At 38.5% G+C, this 19,555-nt stretch carries 22 protein-coding genes and 1 pseudogene; 13 read left to right on the top strand and 10 right to left on the bottom strand.

The window, feature by feature from the left end; all coding sequences use genetic code 11:
• Positions 1-36 precede the first annotated feature (36 nt).
• Positions 37-450 carry an acyl-CoA thioesterase gene (locus CVT00_RS01785; RefSeq protein ID WP_103557880.1) on the top strand — a complete coding sequence of 138 codons (414 nt, stop codon included), beginning with the start codon at positions 37-39 and terminating at the stop codon, positions 448-450.
• A 149-nt stretch (positions 451-599) separates the two neighbouring features.
• Positions 600-1,238 (top strand): Crp/Fnr family transcriptional regulator, encoded by a 639-nt coding sequence (locus CVT00_RS01780; protein ID WP_103557879.1) that lies wholly within the window; start codon positions 600-602, stop codon positions 1,236-1,238.
• 6 nt (positions 1,239-1,244) lie between these two features.
• On the opposite strand, the gene CVT00_RS01775 is transcribed toward CVT00_RS01780, so the two are convergent.
• The 3 genes from CVT00_RS01775 to CVT00_RS01765 are packed head-to-tail and all read right to left on the bottom strand — an operon-like array spanning position 1,245 to position 2,380.
• Positions 1,245-1,712, bottom strand: coding sequence for a molybdate transport repressor (locus CVT00_RS01775; protein ID WP_103557878.1), 468 nt, complete (start codon positions 1,710-1,712; stop codon positions 1,245-1,247).
• 10 nt (positions 1,713-1,722) lie between these two features.
• On the bottom strand, positions 1,723-2,157 hold the full coding sequence (locus tag CVT00_RS01770; RefSeq protein ID WP_009295363.1) for a molybdopterin synthase catalytic subunit: 435 nt from the start codon (positions 2,155-2,157) through the stop codon (positions 1,723-1,725).
• Position 2,158: 1 nt separating this feature from the next.
• Positions 2,159-2,380 carry a MoaD/ThiS family protein gene (locus CVT00_RS01765; RefSeq protein WP_002941462.1) on the bottom strand — a complete coding sequence of 74 codons (222 nt, stop codon included), beginning with the start codon at positions 2,378-2,380 and terminating at the stop codon, positions 2,159-2,161.
• An 84-nt stretch (positions 2,381-2,464) separates the two neighbouring features.
• On the opposite strand from CVT00_RS01765, the gene nspC reads away from it, so the two are divergent.
• Positions 2,465-3,604, top strand: coding sequence for a carboxynorspermidine decarboxylase (gene nspC / locus CVT00_RS01760; RefSeq protein WP_103557877.1), 1,140 nt, complete (start codon positions 2,465-2,467; stop codon positions 3,602-3,604).
• 327 nt (positions 3,605-3,931) lie between these two features.
• Here nspC and CVT00_RS01755 read toward each other — a convergent pair whose 3' ends face one another.
• Entirely contained in the window at positions 3,932-4,528 is a 597-nt protein-coding gene (locus tag CVT00_RS01755; RefSeq protein WP_103557904.1) for a DJ-1/PfpI family protein, read from the bottom strand.
• Positions 4,529-4,926: 398 nt separating this feature from the next.
• Here CVT00_RS01755 and CVT00_RS01750 point away from each other — a divergent pair, with 398 nt between their 5' ends.
• From CVT00_RS01750 to CVT00_RS01705, 10 genes and pseudogenes are all read left to right on the top strand, one after another.
• A complete protein-coding gene (locus CVT00_RS01750) occupies positions 4,927-5,874 on the top strand; it encodes a formate dehydrogenase subunit gamma (RefSeq protein ID WP_021092159.1) in 948 nt (315 codons plus the stop codon).
• A 147-nt stretch (positions 5,875-6,021) separates the two neighbouring features.
• The gene (gene yedF, locus CVT00_RS01745; RefSeq protein WP_103558622.1) at positions 6,022-6,624 is read left to right on the top strand and encodes a sulfurtransferase-like selenium metabolism protein YedF; all 603 of its coding nucleotides are present in this window, start codon (positions 6,022-6,024) and stop codon (positions 6,622-6,624) included.
• A complete protein-coding gene (gene selD, locus CVT00_RS01740; RefSeq protein WP_103558623.1) occupies positions 6,621-7,643 on the top strand; it encodes a selenide, water dikinase SelD in 1,023 nt (340 codons plus the stop codon). Before yedF ends, selD begins: the two co-directional genes overlap by 4 nt.
• 111 nt (positions 7,644-7,754) lie before the next feature.
• Positions 7,755-8,375, top strand: a complete 621-nt coding sequence (locus CVT00_RS01735) for an NAD(P)H-dependent oxidoreductase (protein WP_103558624.1) — start codon at positions 7,755-7,757, stop codon at positions 8,373-8,375.
• Between the two features lie 120 nt (positions 8,376-8,495).
• Entirely contained in the window at positions 8,496-12,548 is a 4,053-nt protein-coding gene (locus CVT00_RS01730; RefSeq protein ID WP_230853778.1) for a diguanylate cyclase domain-containing protein, read from the top strand.
• On the top strand, positions 12,541-13,401 hold the full coding sequence (locus CVT00_RS01725) for an ATP phosphoribosyltransferase regulatory subunit (protein ID WP_103558626.1): 861 nt from the start codon (positions 12,541-12,543) through the stop codon (positions 13,399-13,401). The genes CVT00_RS01730 and CVT00_RS01725 overlap by 8 nt, the downstream gene beginning before the upstream one ends.
• Positions 13,402-13,403: 2 nt before the next feature.
• On the top strand, positions 13,404-14,654 hold the full coding sequence (locus tag CVT00_RS01720; protein WP_103558627.1) for an adenylosuccinate synthase: 1,251 nt from the start codon (positions 13,404-13,406) through the stop codon (positions 14,652-14,654).
• Positions 14,651-15,073 (top strand): flagellar export protein FliJ, encoded by a 423-nt coding sequence (locus tag CVT00_RS01715; RefSeq protein ID WP_103558628.1) that lies wholly within the window; start codon positions 14,651-14,653, stop codon positions 15,071-15,073. Before CVT00_RS01720 ends, CVT00_RS01715 begins: the two co-directional genes overlap by 4 nt.
• Complete coding sequence (locus CVT00_RS01710; RefSeq protein ID WP_103558629.1) at positions 15,073-15,636, top strand: MotE family protein; 564 nt, start codon at positions 15,073-15,075, stop codon at positions 15,634-15,636. The genes CVT00_RS01715 and CVT00_RS01710 overlap by 1 nt, the downstream gene beginning before the upstream one ends.
• Positions 15,637-15,733: 97 nt before the next feature.
• Positions 15,734-16,242, top strand: a pseudogene (locus tag CVT00_RS01705) (NAD(P)/FAD-dependent oxidoreductase); the annotation flags it as partial.
• A gap of 38 nt (positions 16,243-16,280) precedes the next feature.
• Here the strand turns inward: CVT00_RS01705 and CVT00_RS10360 are convergent.
• The 6 genes from CVT00_RS10360 to rplM all read right to left on the bottom strand — a co-directional run bounded on the left by CVT00_RS10360 (position 16,281) and on the right by rplM (position 19,503).
• Positions 16,281-16,412, bottom strand: a complete 132-nt coding sequence (locus CVT00_RS10360; protein ID WP_258030998.1) for a hypothetical protein — start codon at positions 16,410-16,412, stop codon at positions 16,281-16,283.
• The gene (locus tag CVT00_RS01700; protein WP_181000499.1) at positions 16,405-16,572 is read right to left on the bottom strand and encodes a hypothetical protein; all 168 of its coding nucleotides are present in this window, start codon (positions 16,570-16,572) and stop codon (positions 16,405-16,407) included. Before CVT00_RS01700 ends, CVT00_RS10360 begins: the two co-directional genes overlap by 8 nt.
• A gap of 232 nt (positions 16,573-16,804) precedes the next feature.
• Complete coding sequence (locus tag CVT00_RS01695; protein WP_103558630.1) at positions 16,805-17,443, bottom strand: HAD family hydrolase; 639 nt, start codon at positions 17,441-17,443, stop codon at positions 16,805-16,807.
• A 71-nt stretch (positions 17,444-17,514) separates the two neighbouring features.
• Entirely contained in the window at positions 17,515-18,528 is a 1,014-nt protein-coding gene (locus tag CVT00_RS01690; RefSeq protein ID WP_103558631.1) for an OmpA family protein, read from the bottom strand.
• Positions 18,529-18,682: 154 nt separating this feature from the next.
• Positions 18,683-19,072, bottom strand: coding sequence for a 30S ribosomal protein S9 (gene rpsI, locus CVT00_RS01685; RefSeq protein WP_002939337.1), 390 nt, complete (start codon positions 19,070-19,072; stop codon positions 18,683-18,685).
• Between the two features lie 2 nt (positions 19,073-19,074).
• Positions 19,075-19,503, bottom strand: a complete 429-nt coding sequence (gene rplM / locus CVT00_RS01680; protein ID WP_002939292.1) for a 50S ribosomal protein L13 — start codon at positions 19,501-19,503, stop codon at positions 19,075-19,077.
• Positions 19,504-19,555 lie beyond the last annotated feature (52 nt).

Raw genomic sequence — 19,555 nt, 5'->3', positions numbered from 1 at the left:
CAATTTACCAAAAATTTAAAATCTAAAAGGCAAAAAATGGACATTTTAAAGGACTTTGGCGAGCCACGCATCAAGCAAGTGATGCTACCAAAAGATACAAACTCAGCTGGCAATATCTTTGGTGGCTGGATAATGAGTCAGATAGACCTTGCAGGTGCTCAGGCTGCTAGAGAAATTTCGCCTGAGCGAGTTGTGACAATTTCTATGAAAGAGATCATCTTTAAACAACCAGTCTTTGTTGGCGACGTGCTAAGCTGCTATGCAAAGATCATCGCAGTTGGCAAAACATCGATAACAACGCAGATAGAAGTGACTGCACTTAGGCTAAATGACGGCGGTTTTAGAGAGAGCATACACGTCACAAGCGCCATCGCGACCTATGTTAGCGTGACAAAAGATGGGCACAAAAAACCGATAGATGAGAAGATAAAAGAGCTTCATGGCTTTTAAATTTGGTTGCAATTTATGCAGCCAAAACCCCCGAATTTATCACTATTTTAAAAAAGATTTGAAAAAAAGTAACACTAAAAAAGAGAAATTTCAACTTATTTAAATGCTTTATAAAGTAAAATCTGCCCTTAGACTTTTTTGGGAGAAAGATGAAAAAATCACGCTTAGGGCTTTTGCAAACGCATATTTTGGATATCTTGACACAAGATGAGCTGGAGAAATTTGAGTTTAAAGAGCTGCCAAAAACAAGCACAATCTACACAGAAGATATCGAGATAATTATCCTAAAAAACGGCTCAGCAAAGCTCTCATTTTTTGAAGATGGCGAGGAATTTATCCTTTATCATTTAGAAAAAAACAACATCGCTATACTCGATGACAACTGCGCCTTTGAAGTGCTCGAAGATGCCCAAATTTACGTCATTAGACTAGATAATATCGGCGAAATTTTGCACAATCAAAAAGCTGCAAGCGAGATTTTAACAACCACGCTAAACACCATAATCGTGCAGCGCCAGATCACAAAGTCGATACTTTTTGAGGACGCAAAGGGCAGGATTGCAAATTTCTTAATCGAGCTTGCAAATGAGCAAGATCTAAAACAAAATGGCTACCGATATGTATTTTTGCCATTTTCTCTAAAAGTGCTCTCAAGCTTTGTTGGTCTCAAGCGTCAAAGCGCCTCAACAGCCTTTAACGAGCTTATCAAAGACGACATCATCAGAAAGATCACACCGCACGAATTTCTCATCATCGACCACGAAAAACTTGAAAGTTATACCAATTAAAGAGTTTTATGCCCTATCTTTAAATTTAGCGAGCCTATCTCGAATCTCTTTTGAAAGTGTAAATTGTGAGAGTTCGTATCTGTCAAAAATAACGATCATATCATCGCCAAGTGCCTGAACTAGCCCAAAACAAGCATCTCTATCTAGGCGATTTTTTCTAAATTTAACACTTAGCGCATCGACTTTTTTCTTATCGCCAAAGCTTTTAATGGCGATCTCGTCGATATCTTTGAAGAAAAATTTGATATTTTTTGAGCCTTTTGTGATGACAAATCCATCATCATCTATCTCAAAAAAGTTGTTTTGCAAAATTTTTCTCACGCAAAAAAAGGCTGAAACGGCGCCAACAATGACACCAAAAAGAGAGGGCTTGCCAAGATCAAGATAAAAGTAGCCAACAATACTAAAGACAAAGAGCCCAAGCCCAAAGGCTAGCGCCCAAAAAACATCTTTTTTACTCTCTTTGGTTATCATTTTTGCCCTTTTATGCCAAAAGTCCGGCGCCATTTATCGCTTGGCTGCGCTCTTTGGCGTAAATTCTCTCGCCATTTATCACGTCATATTTCCAGATCGGCGCATTTGCCTTAAAGTCCTCGACAAACTCGTTTATAAGCCTTAGCGCGACCTTTCTTTGAGGGCTTACTACACCTGCTACATAAGAGCTTGTATGCACGGGCACATCGCCTTTTGAGTGAGCAAAGAGCACGTAGGCATTTTCTTTTTTGGCTCGCTCCTGCCAAGCATCTAGCCATTTTTTAAGGATCGGCTCATAGATATCAAAGCTAAGCGCCGAAATTCCGCCCTCTTCTCTTACTATGCCTACAAAAGTGATGAGTGCGCCGCAGTTTTTATCTTTAAATTTATCATACCACTCGTTTGTGATGCTTTGAACATCCAAGCTTCCATTATAAATTTGCATTTTAGCCTCCGCAAACTGGTGGCAAGATAGAAATTTTATCGCCTGATTTAAGAGCGAAATTTATATCGCTCACGATCTCGTCATTTACAGCCACAGCGCAGATATTTAGCCACTTTTTAAGCTCCTCTTTCTCGCTTAAAGCCGCTTTTACCTCGCCTAAATTTTTTGCTTCTACTTTTATACTCTCAAGCCCGATAGGCCCAAGAAATTCGATCTCTACCACATTTTATCCTTTGAAATTTTTGCTGATTTTACTTAAAAATAAATTTAGATATACTTATTTGAAAATTTACAAAAGAGAAAGCAAATGAACGAAATTTTAAAAAGCATAAAAACCCCAGCCTACGTCTGTGAAGAGGCCAAAGTACGTAAAAATTTGGAGCTTTTGAAGTATGTAAAAGAGCAAAGTGGAGCTAAAATTTTAGTGGCACTTAAGGGTTTTGCATTTAGCGGAGTGATGGACTTGGTGGGCTCATACCTTGACGGAGCGACTTGCAGTGGGCTTCATGAGGCTAAATTTGCAAGCGAGTACCTAAAAGGCGAGATCCACACGTATAGTCCAGCCTTTAAAGATGAGGACTTTGATGAAATTTTAAAAATTTCAAAGCACATTACGTTTAACTCTTTTGCGCAGTGGCAAAAATTCAAGGGTATTGCCCTACAAAATGGCATCATCTGCGGCCTGCGGGTCAATCCTGAAGTCTCGCTAGCCCCAACTGATAGCTACAATCCATGCGGTAAATTTAGCAGGCTTGGCATCACGAGAGCAAATTTTAAGCCAGAACTTCTTGATGGCATCACTGGACTTCATTTTCACGCACTTTGCGAGGAGAGTGCGAGCAGCTTGCAAGTCGTGCTAGAGGCGTTTGAAGAGAAATTTGGCGAGTTTATACCAAAGATGAAGTGGATAAATATGGGCGGCGGCCACCACATCACGAGAGCCGACTACGACGTGGAGCTGCTTATAAATATCATCAGACGCTTCCGCGAGAAATACGGCGTAGAGGTCTATCTGGAGCCTGGCGAGGCCGTGGGCTGGCAGACTGGCTTTTTGATAAGTAGCGTGCTTGACATCGTGCATAACGAGAGAGATATCGCCATCCTTGACACCTCAGCCGAGGCGCACATGCCAGATACTGTGCTAATGCCCTACCGACCGGCCGTTAGGGGCGAGAGCGAAAATGGCAAATTTGCTTATAGATTTGGCGGCAATACCTGCCTAGCTGGCGATATAGTGGGACTTGAGGCTGGCGATGCGGAGTATAAATTTGATAGCGAGCTAAAAATCGGCGACCGCATAATATTTGAAGATCAAATCCACTACACGATCGTGAAAAATACGACATTTAACGGCATAAAACTGCCTGATCTGATACTTCTAAAAGAAAATGGCGAGGTTAAAATGATCCGTGAATTTGGATACGAAGAGTATAGGCGCAGAAACTAGGCTGAAATTTATTTTTTGAAGGTAAATTTGGCTTTTTAAATTTAGGTCAAATTTATCTGCCCTGCAAATTTGCCAAAATGGCTTTGGACTACCGCCTAAATTTAAGCTCTAAAACTTTTTGGATTTGTATTTAATATAAAAAGATGGGCTAAATTTAATTTCTACAAATTTATCTTGGTGGCATTTTTGGCAAAGTTATTTTTATTTTAAAATTTAAACTCGCCGAATTTGGCGAATTTCTAGCTAGTTCTGTGAGCTACAAACTACTTTAAATTTAAAGCTACATCACTAAATTTAATTTACTAAAAACCGCAAACCGCTTTAAATTTAATACCCATAAATTTTGGCAAATTTATCTATCTTTGAGCTTTTTTGCCAGTTGTATTCAGTTTCGTTTGCGATATTTTGGGCTAGCTCCTTGCCAAAATGATCACTGATAAAGCCAAGCGCCATATCCATACCAGCAGCCACGCCTGAAGCTGTGTAAAATTTACCTGCCCTCACCCACCTAGCGCGCTCTTGCCATTTTACCGCCTTGCCGCAACTTTTTACCCACTCAAGCGATCTTTTATTTGAGGTAGCCTTTAAGCCGTCAAGCTCTCCAGTGCGAGCGATGAGCGCCGAGCCAGTGCATACACTTAGGCAAAATTTAGATGCCAAAACGCACTCTTTAAGCTTTAAGACAAACTCACTATCATTTACAAGCGCCCTTGTGCCCTGACCTCCAGGGAGTAGCAAAACGCTCTCTTTTAGCATCTTGCTAAACTTTTTTGTTTTTATAAGAAAGCCTTGCTTGCTTCTTTTTGCCCCACCTTCAAATGAAACAAAATTTAAATTTAGCTCAGGCACTCTGGCTAAAAATTCGACCGGCCCCATAAGATCAAGCGTCTCATAATCATCAAAGATAAGGGCATAAATGTCCATTGCTTCGCCTTTTAATAGAGATCTAAAATGCTTTTGATATTTTAATTCAATTTTTAGAAAATATAAATTTAATAAGGTATTTTGAGCTAAAAAGCTAAATTTATAAATCATTGGCTTTTTGATAAAAATATTCAAATTTATCTAGTACCATTTCCAAATTTGAGTTTAACCACGTTTTTAGGTAAAAAATTGAGATTTTTACTGCTCAAAATTTATATCAGCGTTTATCAAAATTAACAAAACTTAAATATTTTTTATAAAAATTTTAGTAATCTTTTTTGCTAAGGTTTGCTTGTGATTAGCTCTGATATAATAGCCACAAAACGGCATAGCTGTGTGATTTTAGCATATTTAACCAAAGCTTAAATCATTTAAGCTTTAGCAAATAAAGGAATAAAATGACGAGAATTCTTACTCTACTTTTTACATTGTCCGTTGCGGCAATGGCCATTGAAGGACCAACTGGCGTCAATCAATTTGACAGCACCATTTGGGCAGCACAGAGGATAGAAAATATCAAGCCTTATGAGCATGGCTGGGGCCCGATATTTACTTTTATACAAGGCAACGACTACTTCGCGATAGCTGCACTTTCTATCATTTTAGCTGTTATCGGCGCGTTCGTGCTACACTTCTTGATCATCGGACCAAAACACTTTAGTCACGATGGCAAAAAAGTATTTGCGTTTTCACTGATCGAACGTATAGCTCACGGCTTAGCTGCGATCTCTTGGATCATCTTAGTGCCAACTGGCATCATCATCATGTGGGGTGCAGAGCTTGGTGGTGGCACATTTGTGCGTTTCTGTAGATACTTGCACGATATAGCGACTATTATATTTGCTATTTCTGTGCTTCCTATGTTATTTGCTTGGACTATCAGAATGCTTCCGGCTGTTTATGACATCAGATGGATGATGATAGTTGGTGGTTATCTATCAAAGAAGAAAAAACCAGTCCCTGCTGGTAAATTTAACGCTGGTCAAAAGGCATGGTACTGGATCGCTATACCTGGTGGTATCGTGATGATCATCACTGGTGCGATTATGTATTTCATGGATATTAAAGAGCCTGCAGTTGCTAGTTGGTTTGGTATCTCTCAAATCGATCTTCTAAGATATAGCGTAGTTATCCACAACTGCCTTGGTATCGTCTGTGCGGTATTTTTCCTAGTTCATATTTATATGGCTGCGATCGCTATACATGGCGCTATCTGGTCAATGGTCACTGGATACAAAGAAGAAGAAGAGGTTTATGTACTTCACCACTACTGGTATCAAGAGCTTGTTAAGGAAAACAAGATTCCAGTATCTGACTACGAGAAATCTTACACAAATTTAAAATAATCAACCTTGACCTTGCGACTTACGCAGGGTCAAACTCTCTTTTATAGCAAATTTCACAGCACAAATCCTTTTAAAAATTTAATATTTTTTTAGCTATAATCCAAAATCAGTTTCAAGGTTTGAAATACTAATCACAAAGGAAAAACAATGACAAGAACAATTGATTGTAGAAATTTAGAGTGCCCAAAACCAGTCATCATGACTAAAAACGCACTTGAGGGCCTAAACGAGGGCGAAAGCTTAGAGATCATCGTAAATGCCTTGGCACCAAAAGAAAATATCTCAAGATTTTTAAAAAATCAAAATATAGAATTTAGCCTAGAAAGCAACGGCAATGAGACTAAAATTTTAGCCATCAAGGGCAAAAGCGCACTTGAGCTTACAAATTTTGACGAATTTGTCTGCGATATAACACCAAAAAACGAAAAAGTGCTCTATCTAAACGAAGAGCGCGCAGGTAGCGGCGAAGTTGGCATAAATTTGCTATCAAAATTTCTAGGTGCACTTCTTCAAGTAGAGAAAAAACCAAAGATAATCATCTGCGTAAATAACGCCGTCAAGATGACGACAAACCGCGCACATCCAAGCTTTAAGCCACTTAAAGATCTTGAAGCTACTGGCGTTCAAATTTTAAGCTGCGGAAGCTGCTTGGAGGCTTATAAACTAGTGAGCGATCTTGCAGTTGGCGAAATTTCAAACGCCTATGAGATCATCGACATACTCTCAACTCACGAGCAAATCAAACTATGATCTATCACGACAAAAAGCTTACGCAGTTTGTTAGAGCCGCTGGCTGAGCTGCTAAGCTTGACCCGTCGGGTCTTCACAAAACGATTAGTAGTTTAAATTTATCTCATCCAAATTTGCTCTCAAGCATCGGCTCAAACGAAGACGCGAGCGTTTTTAAGCTCTCAGACGATCTTGCACTTGTTCAGACGCTTGACTTTATCACGCCAGTAGTTAATGACCCATTTATCTATGGTCAGATCGCTGCTGCAAATAGCCTAAGCGACGTCTTTGCGATGGGCGGCGAGGTGATAAACGCTCTAAACATCGTGGGCTTTGATAGCTGCAACCTTGCGCCTGAAATTTTGGGTGAAATTTTACAAGGAGGAGCCGATAAAGTAAGAGAGTGTGGCGGCGTCATCGTTGGCGGACACACGATAGAGACGCAGCAGATGTATTATGGGCTAAGTGCGACTGGCAAGGTAAATCCTAAAAATTTCTGGGCAAACAACACAGCAGAAGTTGGTAACGTTTTGATCCTTACAAAGCCTCTTGGCAGCGGCATCTTAAGCACAGCGATCAAGGCTGATCTGTTAAGTTTGCAGCAAATAAATGAGGTCGCAGGCATCATGGCTCAGCTAAATTTCTACGCTCTAAAAGCACTAAGTGGCATCAAAGTTTATGCGGCAACCGATGTGACTGGATTTGGATTTTTAGGGCATTTAAGCGAGATGTTAAACGACAAGATCAGCTTTAATGTCTTTGAAAAAGATGTGCCAGTGATCGCAAGCGCGAAAGAATTTGCCGATATGGGCATCATCCCAGAGGGAAGCTACAAAAACCGCGAATTTACAAAGCATTTTGTGAGCAAAGAGGCTGATATCATGCTTTTTGACGCGCAAACTTCTGGCGGACTTTTGCTAGCTGTTAGCGAAAATGAGGCAAATTTAGCTCTAAAGCGCCTAAAAGAGGCTGGCTATGAGCACTCAGCCATCATCGCAGAAACAGTCCAAAAAGGCGAGTTTGATATATTTTTAAACTAACTCTAGGCTAAATTTAGCCTAGTTTTCATGCACTAGATGATAAAATTTCTAAATTTCTTTTAATTTACCTAACCACTTTATAATGTCAAGAAATTTAACAAAGGAGATATGATGAACTATCTTGAAATTTTAAAATTTCGTCACGCTTGCAAAATTTTTGACGAGAGCAAAAAGATCAGCGCTGGCGAATTTGACTTTATCCTAGAGGCTGGCAGACTAAGCCCAAGCTCGACTGGGCTTGAGCAGTGGGACTTTTTAGTCGTGCAAAACAAAGAGCTTAGAGAGAAGATAAAAGCTGTTTCGTGGAACCAAGTGCAAATCACCTCTTGCTCGCATTTGGTTGTCATCTTAGCTAAGATCAAAGAGGTAAAAGTTGGCAGTAGCTATATCGATAAAATGATCGCTAGAAGAGCCGACAAAAATATTGAAGCTATCGCTGCAAGACAGAAATTTTTTCTACTATCAAATTTTAAAAATGACGATGAGCTAACATTTCAGTGGTCACACGAGCAGTGCATGATAGCTGCGACAAATATGATGAACGCAGCCGCGAGCCTTGGGATTGACAGCTGCCCGATGGAAGGCTTTGACAGACACGCTTTAAATGAAATTTTAGGTCTTGATGAGAGCGAGCAAAGAGTGGCCATCGTAGTGCCATTTGGCTACCGTCTAAATCCACAACCAGAAAAACTACGCAGACAAAGAGCCGAAGTAGTTACTTGGATCTACTAACTCACGGGGCAAAAAGCCCTGTGATCTCTTTAAATTTAAACAAAAAGGCATTTTATAAGCTAAAAAAAGTAAATTTGCGTTAAAATCATGGCTAGTTTTAAAAAGCGAGGCTTAAATTTAATGCAAAAAAATAGCGCTAAACCAGTTTTGCAGATTTTTAAGAGGTTCTATGTAAAGATTGCACTACTTCTTTTTGCCTTCATCTTTCTTGCACTCTTTGTCATATTTGCTGGCATAAACGACATAAAATATGAAATTTCCACTCTAAATTTAATCACTAAAAACAATATCACAAACGCATTTTCAGATGTAAAAGATAACATCTCCACAAAGGCAAGACTCATTGCAAACGGCATAGAGCCGTTTTATGAAAATACTATTATAAGTAAATTCTACGCCGCTTTTTACGTGATAGCAAAAGATAACTCTTTGCTTTACGAGCGTAAATTTGACAGCGCTTTTGAGCTACACGACTACGATATCGCATGGTTTTCAGATATCAAAGAGGGCGAGTTTAGGCTTTCTGATAGATTTTATAAAAATAGACGATTTAAAGATATCTACATAGCTTATGGGCTAAAAAATGGCAATAAAATTCTTGTTCAACTAAGTCAAAATTTTTTAAAAAACAGAGTTGATACAAGTTATAACAAAAATTTTGGCGCATACGTCTTTTTGGTTGATAAAGACGGCAACCTCTCAAGAGATGAGTTTTATAAAAAATTTATAAAAGAGGACTTTAATAAATACATCTCACAAGGTGGCGAGTTTAAAAGTGACAAGATCATTTTTATACTAAAGGATATGAATTTTTACAAAATCAGCTACCTAGAAGAGCAAAAACTATTTGTCATAACAGGCTCTAGTAGGCAGCTTCAGATCTTTATCCAGCTAGTTCTAGTCGTGCTTTCGTTCTTCTGCTTTGTAGCATTTAGCATACTTTGGCTACGCGACAACTCATATATAAAAGACAAAATTCTCTCTGCATTTACCAGGATCGCTCTTTTTGCGACAGATAAAAGCAAGCCAACTGATGAGGACTTTGACGTAAAAGAATTTATCTTACTAAATAACAGCATCAAAAAACTATATGAAGATAGAGATAAAGCTTACGAGACAGCACAAAGCTACGAGAGTAGATTTGGCTATGTCTTTGAAAAGAGCTTTTTAAAGATCGTGGTCTTTGACGCTTATACTGGCGTCATCACGGACATTAGCAACGCTCTTTTAGAAAAACTAGGCTACAAAAAAGATGACGTAGCGGATCTAAATATAAAAGAACTTCTTGAAGATGAGTCTAAGAATTTAGCAGAAGATAGAAAAAACGCTATCAATAATAATCTATCATACGAGGCTAAGCTAAGGCGTAAAAATGGTGAAATCATCGATGTTTTAGTAACCCAAAGTAGCTTTGAGCTAGAAAACACTAGGCTAAATTTCATACTTATAAAGGATATCACCCAAGAAAAGATGACGCAAAAAAATGACGATATCATCAAAAGCTACGTCTTTTTATCACCAAATGTCATTGCTATCGCTTCGGCACAAGAGCCATTTTTGATCATCCAAAGCACAAACAATGTCGAGAGAATTTTTAATGTCCAAAGCCAAGGTCTTATAAATTTAGAAGATATCATCGCAAGCGAGGACTTTGATAGCTTTAAAGCTGCCGTGCTAGCAAGCAAAAAAGCCTTTTTGCAAGCAAGCTTTAAAAATGAAGAGCTAAATTTCATAGCAAATATGACAAACGCTTATGGCAAGAAAATTCCATTTAAGATAAAGGCTAAATTTATCGATGCAGACGAGCAAAAGGTCATCTACTCATTTACTGATCTTAGCGATATGTTAAAGCTTCAAGAGAGATTTGAAAAACAAAGCAAAGAGAGCAAGGCGCTACTTTGGGCGAGTGAGGCAAATGTCTTTACTTGGGATAAAAGAAGCGACATGCTTAATATCTCAGACGAGCTAAGCAAGGTTCTTGGCACGCAAAGCACTCTAAATTTCGAGCAGGCAAAGTCGGTCTTTGTCGATGAATTTGATAGCTTTTATAGCTTTTTTGAGAGTATAAGAGACGCTCAAACATACATTAAAGATATCAAACTTTATAGCATAGATAAAGAAATTCTACACTTTAGACTAAGGGCAAAAGCGCTTGAATACGATGAATTTGGCGAAGTAAGCTTGACAAAAGGCACGTTAAGAGACCTTAGCCTAGAAGATAGCTTCTTTGTCTGCCAAGACCTGCTTGCAAAAATTTTCTCATTTAGCAAAGAAGAGGTTGTCTTGCTTGATGATGAGATGAGGGTCATTGACGCAAATGATACATTTTTTGAAAGTACGGGCGCAAAAGATAGCGTATATCTAAAAGATATCACCTTTATAAAGCAAGGCTTAAGCGATATAAAACACCAGATCATAGAGACTATAAACCAAGGCGGCTCGTGGAGTGGCAAGGTTTGGAGCGAAAATAATAAAAATAAGAGCAAGCTTGAAGTCATAGAAATTTTACCGCTTATCGATGCGAATGAGAAAAAAACTGGCTACATCATGCTAGCAATGCTTGCAAATAACGAAGCACAAAATGAAAAATATCTAGAATTTATCGCATATCACGATCCGCTCACAAAGCTACCAAATAGATTTTTACTCTACAACAAGCTAAATTCTCTCATACAAAAAAATGAACAAAAAATAGCCGTCATCTACCTTGATATGGATGATTTTAAAAGCATAAATGACAACTTCGGTCACCAAATAGGCGATAAATTTTTAGTAGCTATCTCTGAAAAAATAGGCGTTATGTTTAATGGCAAAAATATCTTTGCAAGGATAGGCGGAGATGAGTTTGTAGGCGTCATCAACTACGAAAATTTAGGCGAAGTCTATGAGATAGCGCAAAATATGCTAAGGCTAGCTTCAGATGAAGTAAAGATAGACGAGCTAAAACTAAAAGCAAGCGCTAGCGTAGGCATAGCCTTGGCTGATAGTGAGCTTGGGGCTGATGATGTGCTACAAAGAGCCGACTGGGCGATGTATCAAGCTAAGATAAGCGGCAAAAACAGAAGCTATACATTTGATGCGAAAAAAGATGTCTATTTTAAGAGCCAATACGAAGATGGCTCAAAAATTTTAAAAGCGCTTGACGCTGGCGAGATGTTTTTAGAATTTCAACCAGAGATCAGCTTTAGCACGGGCGAGACTTTAAGTTTTGAAGCGCTTATTAGATGGAGAAAAGATGGCGAGATCATCTATCCAAGCAACTTTTTACCACTTATAAAGACAAGTAGCGCATCGAGTAATATCGCTTTATTTACGATAAAAGAGGCGCTTTTAGCAAGAAAAATGTGGCTAGAAAATGGCATAAGCGCAAAGGTCCGCGTAAATTTAAGCGTTAAAAAGCTCTTTACAGAGGAGTTTTGGCATAAATTTAAAGCGATATTTGATGAGGATAAAAGCCTTGATCCAACTGGGCTTATCATCGATGTTATCGACGCTGCAACAGCTACAAATTTAGAAGTTTTAGAAATTTATGTTAGAAAGTATAAAGAGCTTGGCATACACTTCTCGCTTGATGATTTTGCCTCATACTCAAGCTCGATCGAAGCTCTTGGCATGCTAAAGACAAATCGCTTTAACATAGATAATAAATTTTGCAAACACATCTTTAGCTCAAAAGAGGCGCTTGAGAGTATAAATATGATAAGGTTTGTGGCTGATAAATTTGGACTAAATACGACTATAAAAAATATCGATGATAAAAGAACACTTGAGTTTTTGCTTGGTCTTGGATTTGATAAATTTCAAGGCAACATTTTCTCATTAGCGCTTTTGGCAAAAGATGCAGCTTCATTTAAATTTGAAAGACCATATCTACACATAAAAGACTATAAAAATAGTGAAAATTTCGAGCTTTTCAAAGGCTTAGTTGTGCTAAAAGAGCTTGCAAATGAAGTGATAGCAAATTTAAATCAAGACGACAAACTAGCACAAAGCCTAAAGCAAAAAATAGAAGATGAGATAAAAAATATAGGTAAATATAATCAAGAAATTTCTATAAATTTAAGCAAACTAGCAAGCAGTAGCGACAGCGGCGAACTCTATAATCTAGCCGTGTCCATCATCAAAGAGTGCGATATAAATTTAGGTTTTAACAAGGAGATAAGAGTTGAGTGATGTAAATGTTTATGAGCACGAGATCCCAAACGGAAGCAAACTTTACTTTGCAAAAAGTGCAAAACTAAAGAGAAAAATCGAGCAAAAAGCGAGCGAAATTTTAGAAGATGAAGGTTTTAGCGAGATCGTAACGCCGTTTTTTTCGTATCATCAACATCTAAGCGTAGATGCGACAAATCTTCTTCGCTTTAGCGACAGTCTAAACCACGAGATAAGTCTAAGGGCTGATAGTACGGTTGATACCGTTAGGATCGTGCTTAGAAGGCTTAAAGCAAACGAGCCAAGGAGGTGGTTTTACATCCAGCCAGTCTTTCGCTACCCAAGCCAAGAAATTTATCAAATAGGCGCTGAGCTTATCGGCGAAAACGACATTTTAAAGAGTATAAATATCGTAGCAAAGCTTTTTAGCGAGCTTGAGATCGGCGCTTGTTTGCAGCTTAGCAATATGCAAATCCCAAAGATAATTTGCGAAATTTTAAACTTAGAGATAGAAATTTTTGAAAATTCATGGCTAGAAAAGATCTTGGCCCAAAACGTGCCATGGCTTAGCAAACTAGCCCTTTTAAAGGACGCTAGCGAGCTTGACGAGATAGTAAATTTAGTCCCTGACAAGCTAAAAGAGGCGCTAAGAAATTTACAAAGTGTAGCCAAATCACTAGAATATAAAAATTTAAGAATAGTTCCGCTATATTACTCAAAAATGAGATATTATGATAGTTTATTTTTTAGATTTTTAAAAGATAACGCCATCTTAGCAAGTGGCGGAAACTATGAAATAGACGGGATTTCAAGCAGTGGGTTCGCTGTTTATACTGATGCATTGATAGAAAAAAAAATTAATTTAAGGAAGTAAGAATGAGAAAGGCTGATTTAGTAGTTGGTGTTCAATGGGGTGATGAGGGCAAAGGCAAGATAGTTGATATGCTAGGACTAAACTATGACATGATTTGTCGCTCTCAAGGTGGCCACAACGCTGGTCATACGATCTGGGTCGATGGCGTTAGATACGCGCTTCACCTTGTCCCAAGCGGAATTTTGCACAAAAATATCGTAAATATCATCGGCAACGGCGTCGTTGTCTCTCCAGAGGTGCTCATCACTGAGATGGCGCAATTTGACAACTTAGAGGGCAGACTTTATATAAGCGACAAAGCGCACTTAAATTTAAGCTACCACAGCCAAGTCGATCAAGCAAAAGAACGCTTAAAAGGCGAAAAAGCGATCGGAACGACTGGCAAAGGCATCGGACCAACATATGCAGACAAGATAAGCAGAAGCGGCCACAGAGTTGGCGAGCTACTTGAGCCAGAGCGCTTGTGCGATGCTTTGATGCATGACTTTGAAACAAATAAATGCGTATTTGACGCTCTTGGCGTAAAGATACCTGAAGAAAATGAGCTACTTGAAGAGCTAAAAAGATATAAAGAGGTGCTTGCTCCATTTATCGCAAACACTACAAATTTAGTTTGGAAAGCGCTTGATGAAGATAAAAAAGTCCTACTTGAAGGCGCTCAAGGCACACTTTTAGACATAGATCACGGCACATATCCTTACGTAACTAGCTCAAATACCATAAGCGCTGGTGCTTGCACTGGTCTTGGACTAAATCCAAAAGAGATAGGCAAAGTAATAGGCGTCATCAAGGCATATACAACTCGCGTAGGCCACGGACCTTTCCCGACTGAAGACAAGGGCACAAACGGCGATAAAATGTGCGAGATAGGTAAAGAATTTGGCACAACAACAGGCCGCCGCAGACGTTGTGGCTGGTTTGACGCAGTAAGCGTAAAATACGCTTCAAGGCTTGATGGCGTTGATACTTATGCACTTATGAAGCTTGACGTGCTTGATGGCTTTGAAGTGGTAAAAATTTGCAAAGCATATCAATATAACGGCGAAACTATCGACTACGTGCCAACAGATCTTGAAAATGCAACGCCTATTTACGAAGAGCTTGCAGGCTGGGACAGTGTAAAAGGCATCAGCCGATATGACGACCTGCCAGCAAACGCAAGAGCATATATCGAGCGTATCGAGGAGCTAACTGGCGTGAAGGTTGGCTACATCTCAACAAGTCCTGAGAGATGCGATACGATCATTAGATGAAAAGCAAATTTACCTCCGTCGTCCGCGTCAAAAAGCAGGAGATGGATAAGGTAGAGGCTAAGCTCGTCGTTGCTAGGCTAAATGTAAGAAGTGCTGAAGAAAAAATAGCACTCTTAAGAGCCAAGCTCAACGAGTTTAGCCTGCCAAAAAGTGGAAACATAGGTGAGCTAAAAGAGAATTTAGAGCTCATAAATATAGCAAGAGCTGAACTAAGCGCATGCAAAGAGAGCTTAGAGATAGCAAAAAAAGAGGTCTTGCACTACGAGCACAAATATAAAAATGCAAATTTAGAGTATGAAAAGATGAAATATCTAGAAAAAGAAGAATTTAAAAAAGAGATAAAACGCATACAAAAGGCTGAAGCGCTTGCTCTTGATGAGTTTGCAGTTATGAAATTTGCAGCCAAAAGCGAGGCGTAATGAGAGCTGTTTTACTCTTTTTTATAGTTATAAATTTTGCATTTTGCTTTGAAGTGCCGGTTGATTGCACTCAGATCTTTGAAGCTAGAAAAGAGGAAATTTCAAAGGAGCTTGAGGTCATCGACGAGCAGCGCCAAGCCCTAGAGGTCTTTCGAGCAAGCTCGGCTGCAGCTTATGAAGAAAATAACAAAAAGCTCGCCAAAAAAGAGGCTGATCTAAATGCGACGATGAAAGTGATCGAGCAAAAACGCAAAGAGATCGACGAAGTTGTCGCTAAAAATGAGAAAATTTTAAAAGAGCTTCGCACGATGACTACCGATAAAGTCAATGAATCCTACGCCAAAATGAAAGATGGCGCAGCAGCCGAAGTGCTCTCGCAAATGCCAAGATCAAATGCAGCCACTATCCTTTACGCCCTTGATGCAAAAAAGATCTCAACCATCATGGCTAAAATGGATCCAAAGGTTGCCTCTGAAGTGACGGCACTACTTCAAAAAGGCCCTCCTTTCGTCGATGAAAAAGGTGATATGCCATCTCCAGCTGGAAGCATAAATATGCAGTAAATTTAACTTATTGCTGCTCTATAAAAGCCAAATTTAACTAATAAATTTAACCTATTTGCTCACCCGTCTCTTATTTTTACCCCTGCTCTTGTTGTATAAATTTAGTGGCGATGTGCTTTTTACGCATAGAGGCATAAGTGGTCCAGCGATACTAAACGCTTCACTCTTTTGGCAAAAGGGGCGAATTTGCATAAATTTTTTGCCTAAATTTAGTGAGAAAAATTTAGTAAATGGCAAAAAGCAGCTTAGCTCGATTTTGCCTTTGCCAAAGAGATTTGTGCTGGAGTTTTTAAGAAATTTTGGCTTAAAAGATAGAGCGTTTTTGAATTTAGTGATGATGAAAAAAGTATCATAAAAAGGCTTTTTGATTACGAATTTGCCCCAGCTGGGACATTTGGCTTTGAAAGGGCTGAAGTTACAAAAGGTGGTATAAAAACAGAGTTTTTAGATGACAATTTAGAGTGCAAAAGCGTAAAGAGGCTTTATTTTATAGGTGAAGTTTTAGATATCACTGGTATGCTTGGCGGATATAACTTGCATTTTGCATTTGCAAGCGCTCTAAAGGTGGCTAGCGCTTTAAAAATAGCTAATCAAATAGAAAAGTGAAATTTAGCTAGTGGCAGCCAAAACTGCCACTCAATTTATTATTTCTCACTTAGATACTCTTGTAAGCTTTTTACTTCAAGTGCTTTGCCAGTTTGAACTGTGCTTAGAGACTTGGCAGCTGCGAGTGCTGCACGGATGGTTGTAAAATATGGAATTTTAAATCTAGCCAAATTTTAAGCTCTCAAACATTTTTAAATCACCAAATTTATCTCTAAATTTTATAAAATTTGCCTCTAACTCAGCCTTTCGCTTAAGCGCAATATCTATAAATTCTTGCTCTTTTTCAATGCCTACAAAATTTCTACCTAATAAATTTTCTAATACAAGCATTTTAATTGCATATTTTGCTAGTAAATTTATCTAAAACAACAAATCAAATGCAGAATTTACTAAAACCAAGAATTATCTAGATTAATCAAATAGTAGCAGGTATTTTTGATATGAAATTATAAAATTCTTTTTTATCTATTTAAAGCATTTTGTAATAAGTTAAAACAAAAATTTATGAATAAATTTACGTTTGAATAATATCAGGTTCAGGAGCTTTAATAAACTTTCACTATTATGCTTCTTTGATAAAACTGACAGCCTCATGTGGGTTTGCAAATATATGCACGCTAAACTGCCCTAAATCGGACTCTTTGCCATATCCGCATGTAAGGCCAACGCCCGTTATAAGAGCAGCTTTAGCAGCCTTTAGATCCATGATAGTATCGCCAACCATAAACGCATTGTCTTTTTCTTTTTCTAGTCTCTTTAAAGCTAAATTTATAGGTTCTGGATCTGGTTTTGGATTAACGACATCATCTCGTCCGACAACCGTTTTTATAAATTTCATAACACCTAAATGTTCAAGTAAAATTATAGAAAATTTTGATGTCTTTGTCGTAACAACACCAACATCAGCAAACACGCTAGCTTCTTTTAAAGCATCCATAGCATGCGGTAAAAGCACGGTCTCGTCTAAATAAATCTTCTCGTAGCAGGCCTTATACTCTTTTACGTATTCACCTATTAAATTCTTCTTGGCACCAAGTTTTTCAAACATTATTTCAAGCGGATATCCTACTAGGGACTTTAGTGCATCATGATCAGGCTCTTTCTTGTCGTGAGCTAAAAACGACGCATCAAAACCTTTTAAAATAGCAGAAGTAGAATCTATAAGTGTGCCGTCTAAGTCAAAAAGTATAGTTTTTTTCATGATAATCTCCGCAGAAATAAAAAAGGCTCAGCCGAAGCCAAGCCCTAAAGAAGTAATTTTAAATAGTAAAATTATTTGTTGAAAGTAGCTTCAACACGTCTGTTTTGAGCGCGACCTTCTTTAGTTTTGTTTGTAGCGATTGGTTTAAGTTCGCCGTAACCAACTGTAGAAATTTTAGCTTTTTCTACACCGTAACCAGCAAGAACCTCAGCCACTGCTTTTGCTCTTTTCTCAGATAGTTTTTGGTTGTAAGCTTCTGCACCTACGCTATCAGTGTGACCAGCAAGTACAACTTTATAATCTGGGTGTTCGCCCATAAAGTCAGCTACTTTTTTGATCTCAGCTGCATATTTTGGTCCAACTTTGTAGCTATCAAATGCGAAGTTAACATCTAGATCTCTAAGAACGATAACTTTCTCGCATCCTCTTTCGTCAACAACTACACCAGCTGGAGTGTTAGGGCATTGATCGATATCGTTTGGCACGCCATCGTTGTCATCATCAAGAACTGGTGCTGGAGCTGCTGCCGCTGCTACTGGAGCTGCTGCTACAACTGGAGCTGCTTTTGAATCAAGACCGATGCCAAAGCCTAGTGAATAGAATAGGTTGTGATCAGCGTGCTCAAATTTGATTGCGTCTCTTGCCTCTGCTTTAAGAGCAAATCTATCAGTAACTTGATATCTTAAACCAAGACCATATTGACCAAAGCCACCATCTTCATTTTTAACAAAGATAGCTGGAACATCTTCATAACCAGCACCGATTAAACCATATAAGCTAACTGGTCCAAAGTCAACGATATTTTTTACAAGGTTTGCGTGGTATCTAAGAGCTCTACCCTCTCTTACAACGTTACCTGTTCTCTCTTTTAATTTTTGAGAGTAATCAACACCAAGTTCAACTTGATCAAAAAAGAAATCTTCAAGGTTTCTAGCCGCTCTAATACCAACAAAGTTGTGGTCTTTTACACGTAGATTTCCTTCTGGATGAACACCACCGATAGTTGGAGTGATCTCATAGTTGTATGCTGCGTTAGACGCAAAAACCGCTGTTGCGGCAACCATAGCTAAAGCAATCTTTTTCATAATAGAATTCCTTTCAAATAGGGATTTTTAATGTTGACTATAATTTTACCTAAATAAAAATAAATCAACTTTAAATTATAACCAAATTCTTAATGTAAATCTGAAATTTACATAACCTAAATTTTGCAAATGCAAAAGCACTTGCAAAAGACCATTAACGTTTAGAGAATTGTGGGCTTCTTCTAGCCTTTCTTCTACCAAATTTCTTACGTTCAACAACACGAGAATCTCTAGTTAGTAAGCCTTTTGGTTTAAGCGCTGCTCTAAAATCAGCATCCATATCAGCTAAAGCACGTGAAATGCCGTGTCTTAAAGCCTCAGCCTGTGCTGAATAACCGCCACCTAAAGTTGTAGCTACTACGTCTATTAAACTCTCTTGTTTTGTTACTAAAAGTGGTTGAATAACTTTAAGCTTGATAGCCTCGTGACCGCCAAGCCAAGTGTTAAGATCCATACCATTTACTACGATTTTACCGCTTCCAGACTTTATCCAAACCTTTGCTACGGCAGTTTTTCTTTTACCAGTTGCATAAACTTTTGCCATAATTATTTTCCTTCTTTTTTAGCTATTTGTGCCGTATGAGGATGCTCACTGCCAGCATAAACTTTTAGTTTTTTTATCATCTCTCTTCCAAGTTTTGTCTTTGGAAGCATGCCACGAACAGCTAATTTAAATAGTTTTTCTGGCTTATTTGCTATCAAATCGCCAAATTTCTCGCTCTTTACGCTGCCAAAATATCCTGAGTGTCTGTGATAAAGTTTATCTTCAGCTTTGTTATTACCAGTAAATTCTACTTTAGAAGCATTTATGATGATAACATAGTCGCCACAATCTACGTTTGGCGTGAAGCATGGTTTGTTTTTGCCACGAAGTATAGTTGCTACCTCAGTTAGCAATCTACCAAAGCGCTTACCAGCTGCATCAACTACGATCCAGTCTCGCTTAACTTCGTTTGGCTTTGTTATTTTTGTCATTTTCTTACCTTTGCCAAGTTAATTTTTGAGTTGTGATTGTATTTAAACAATG

Source organism: Campylobacter concisus (assembly GCF_003048675.2).
Taxonomy (GTDB): Bacteria; Campylobacterota; Campylobacteria; order Campylobacterales; family Campylobacteraceae; genus Campylobacter_A; species Campylobacter_A concisus_F.
This window is presented reverse-complemented; position numbering and strand designations above follow the sequence as displayed.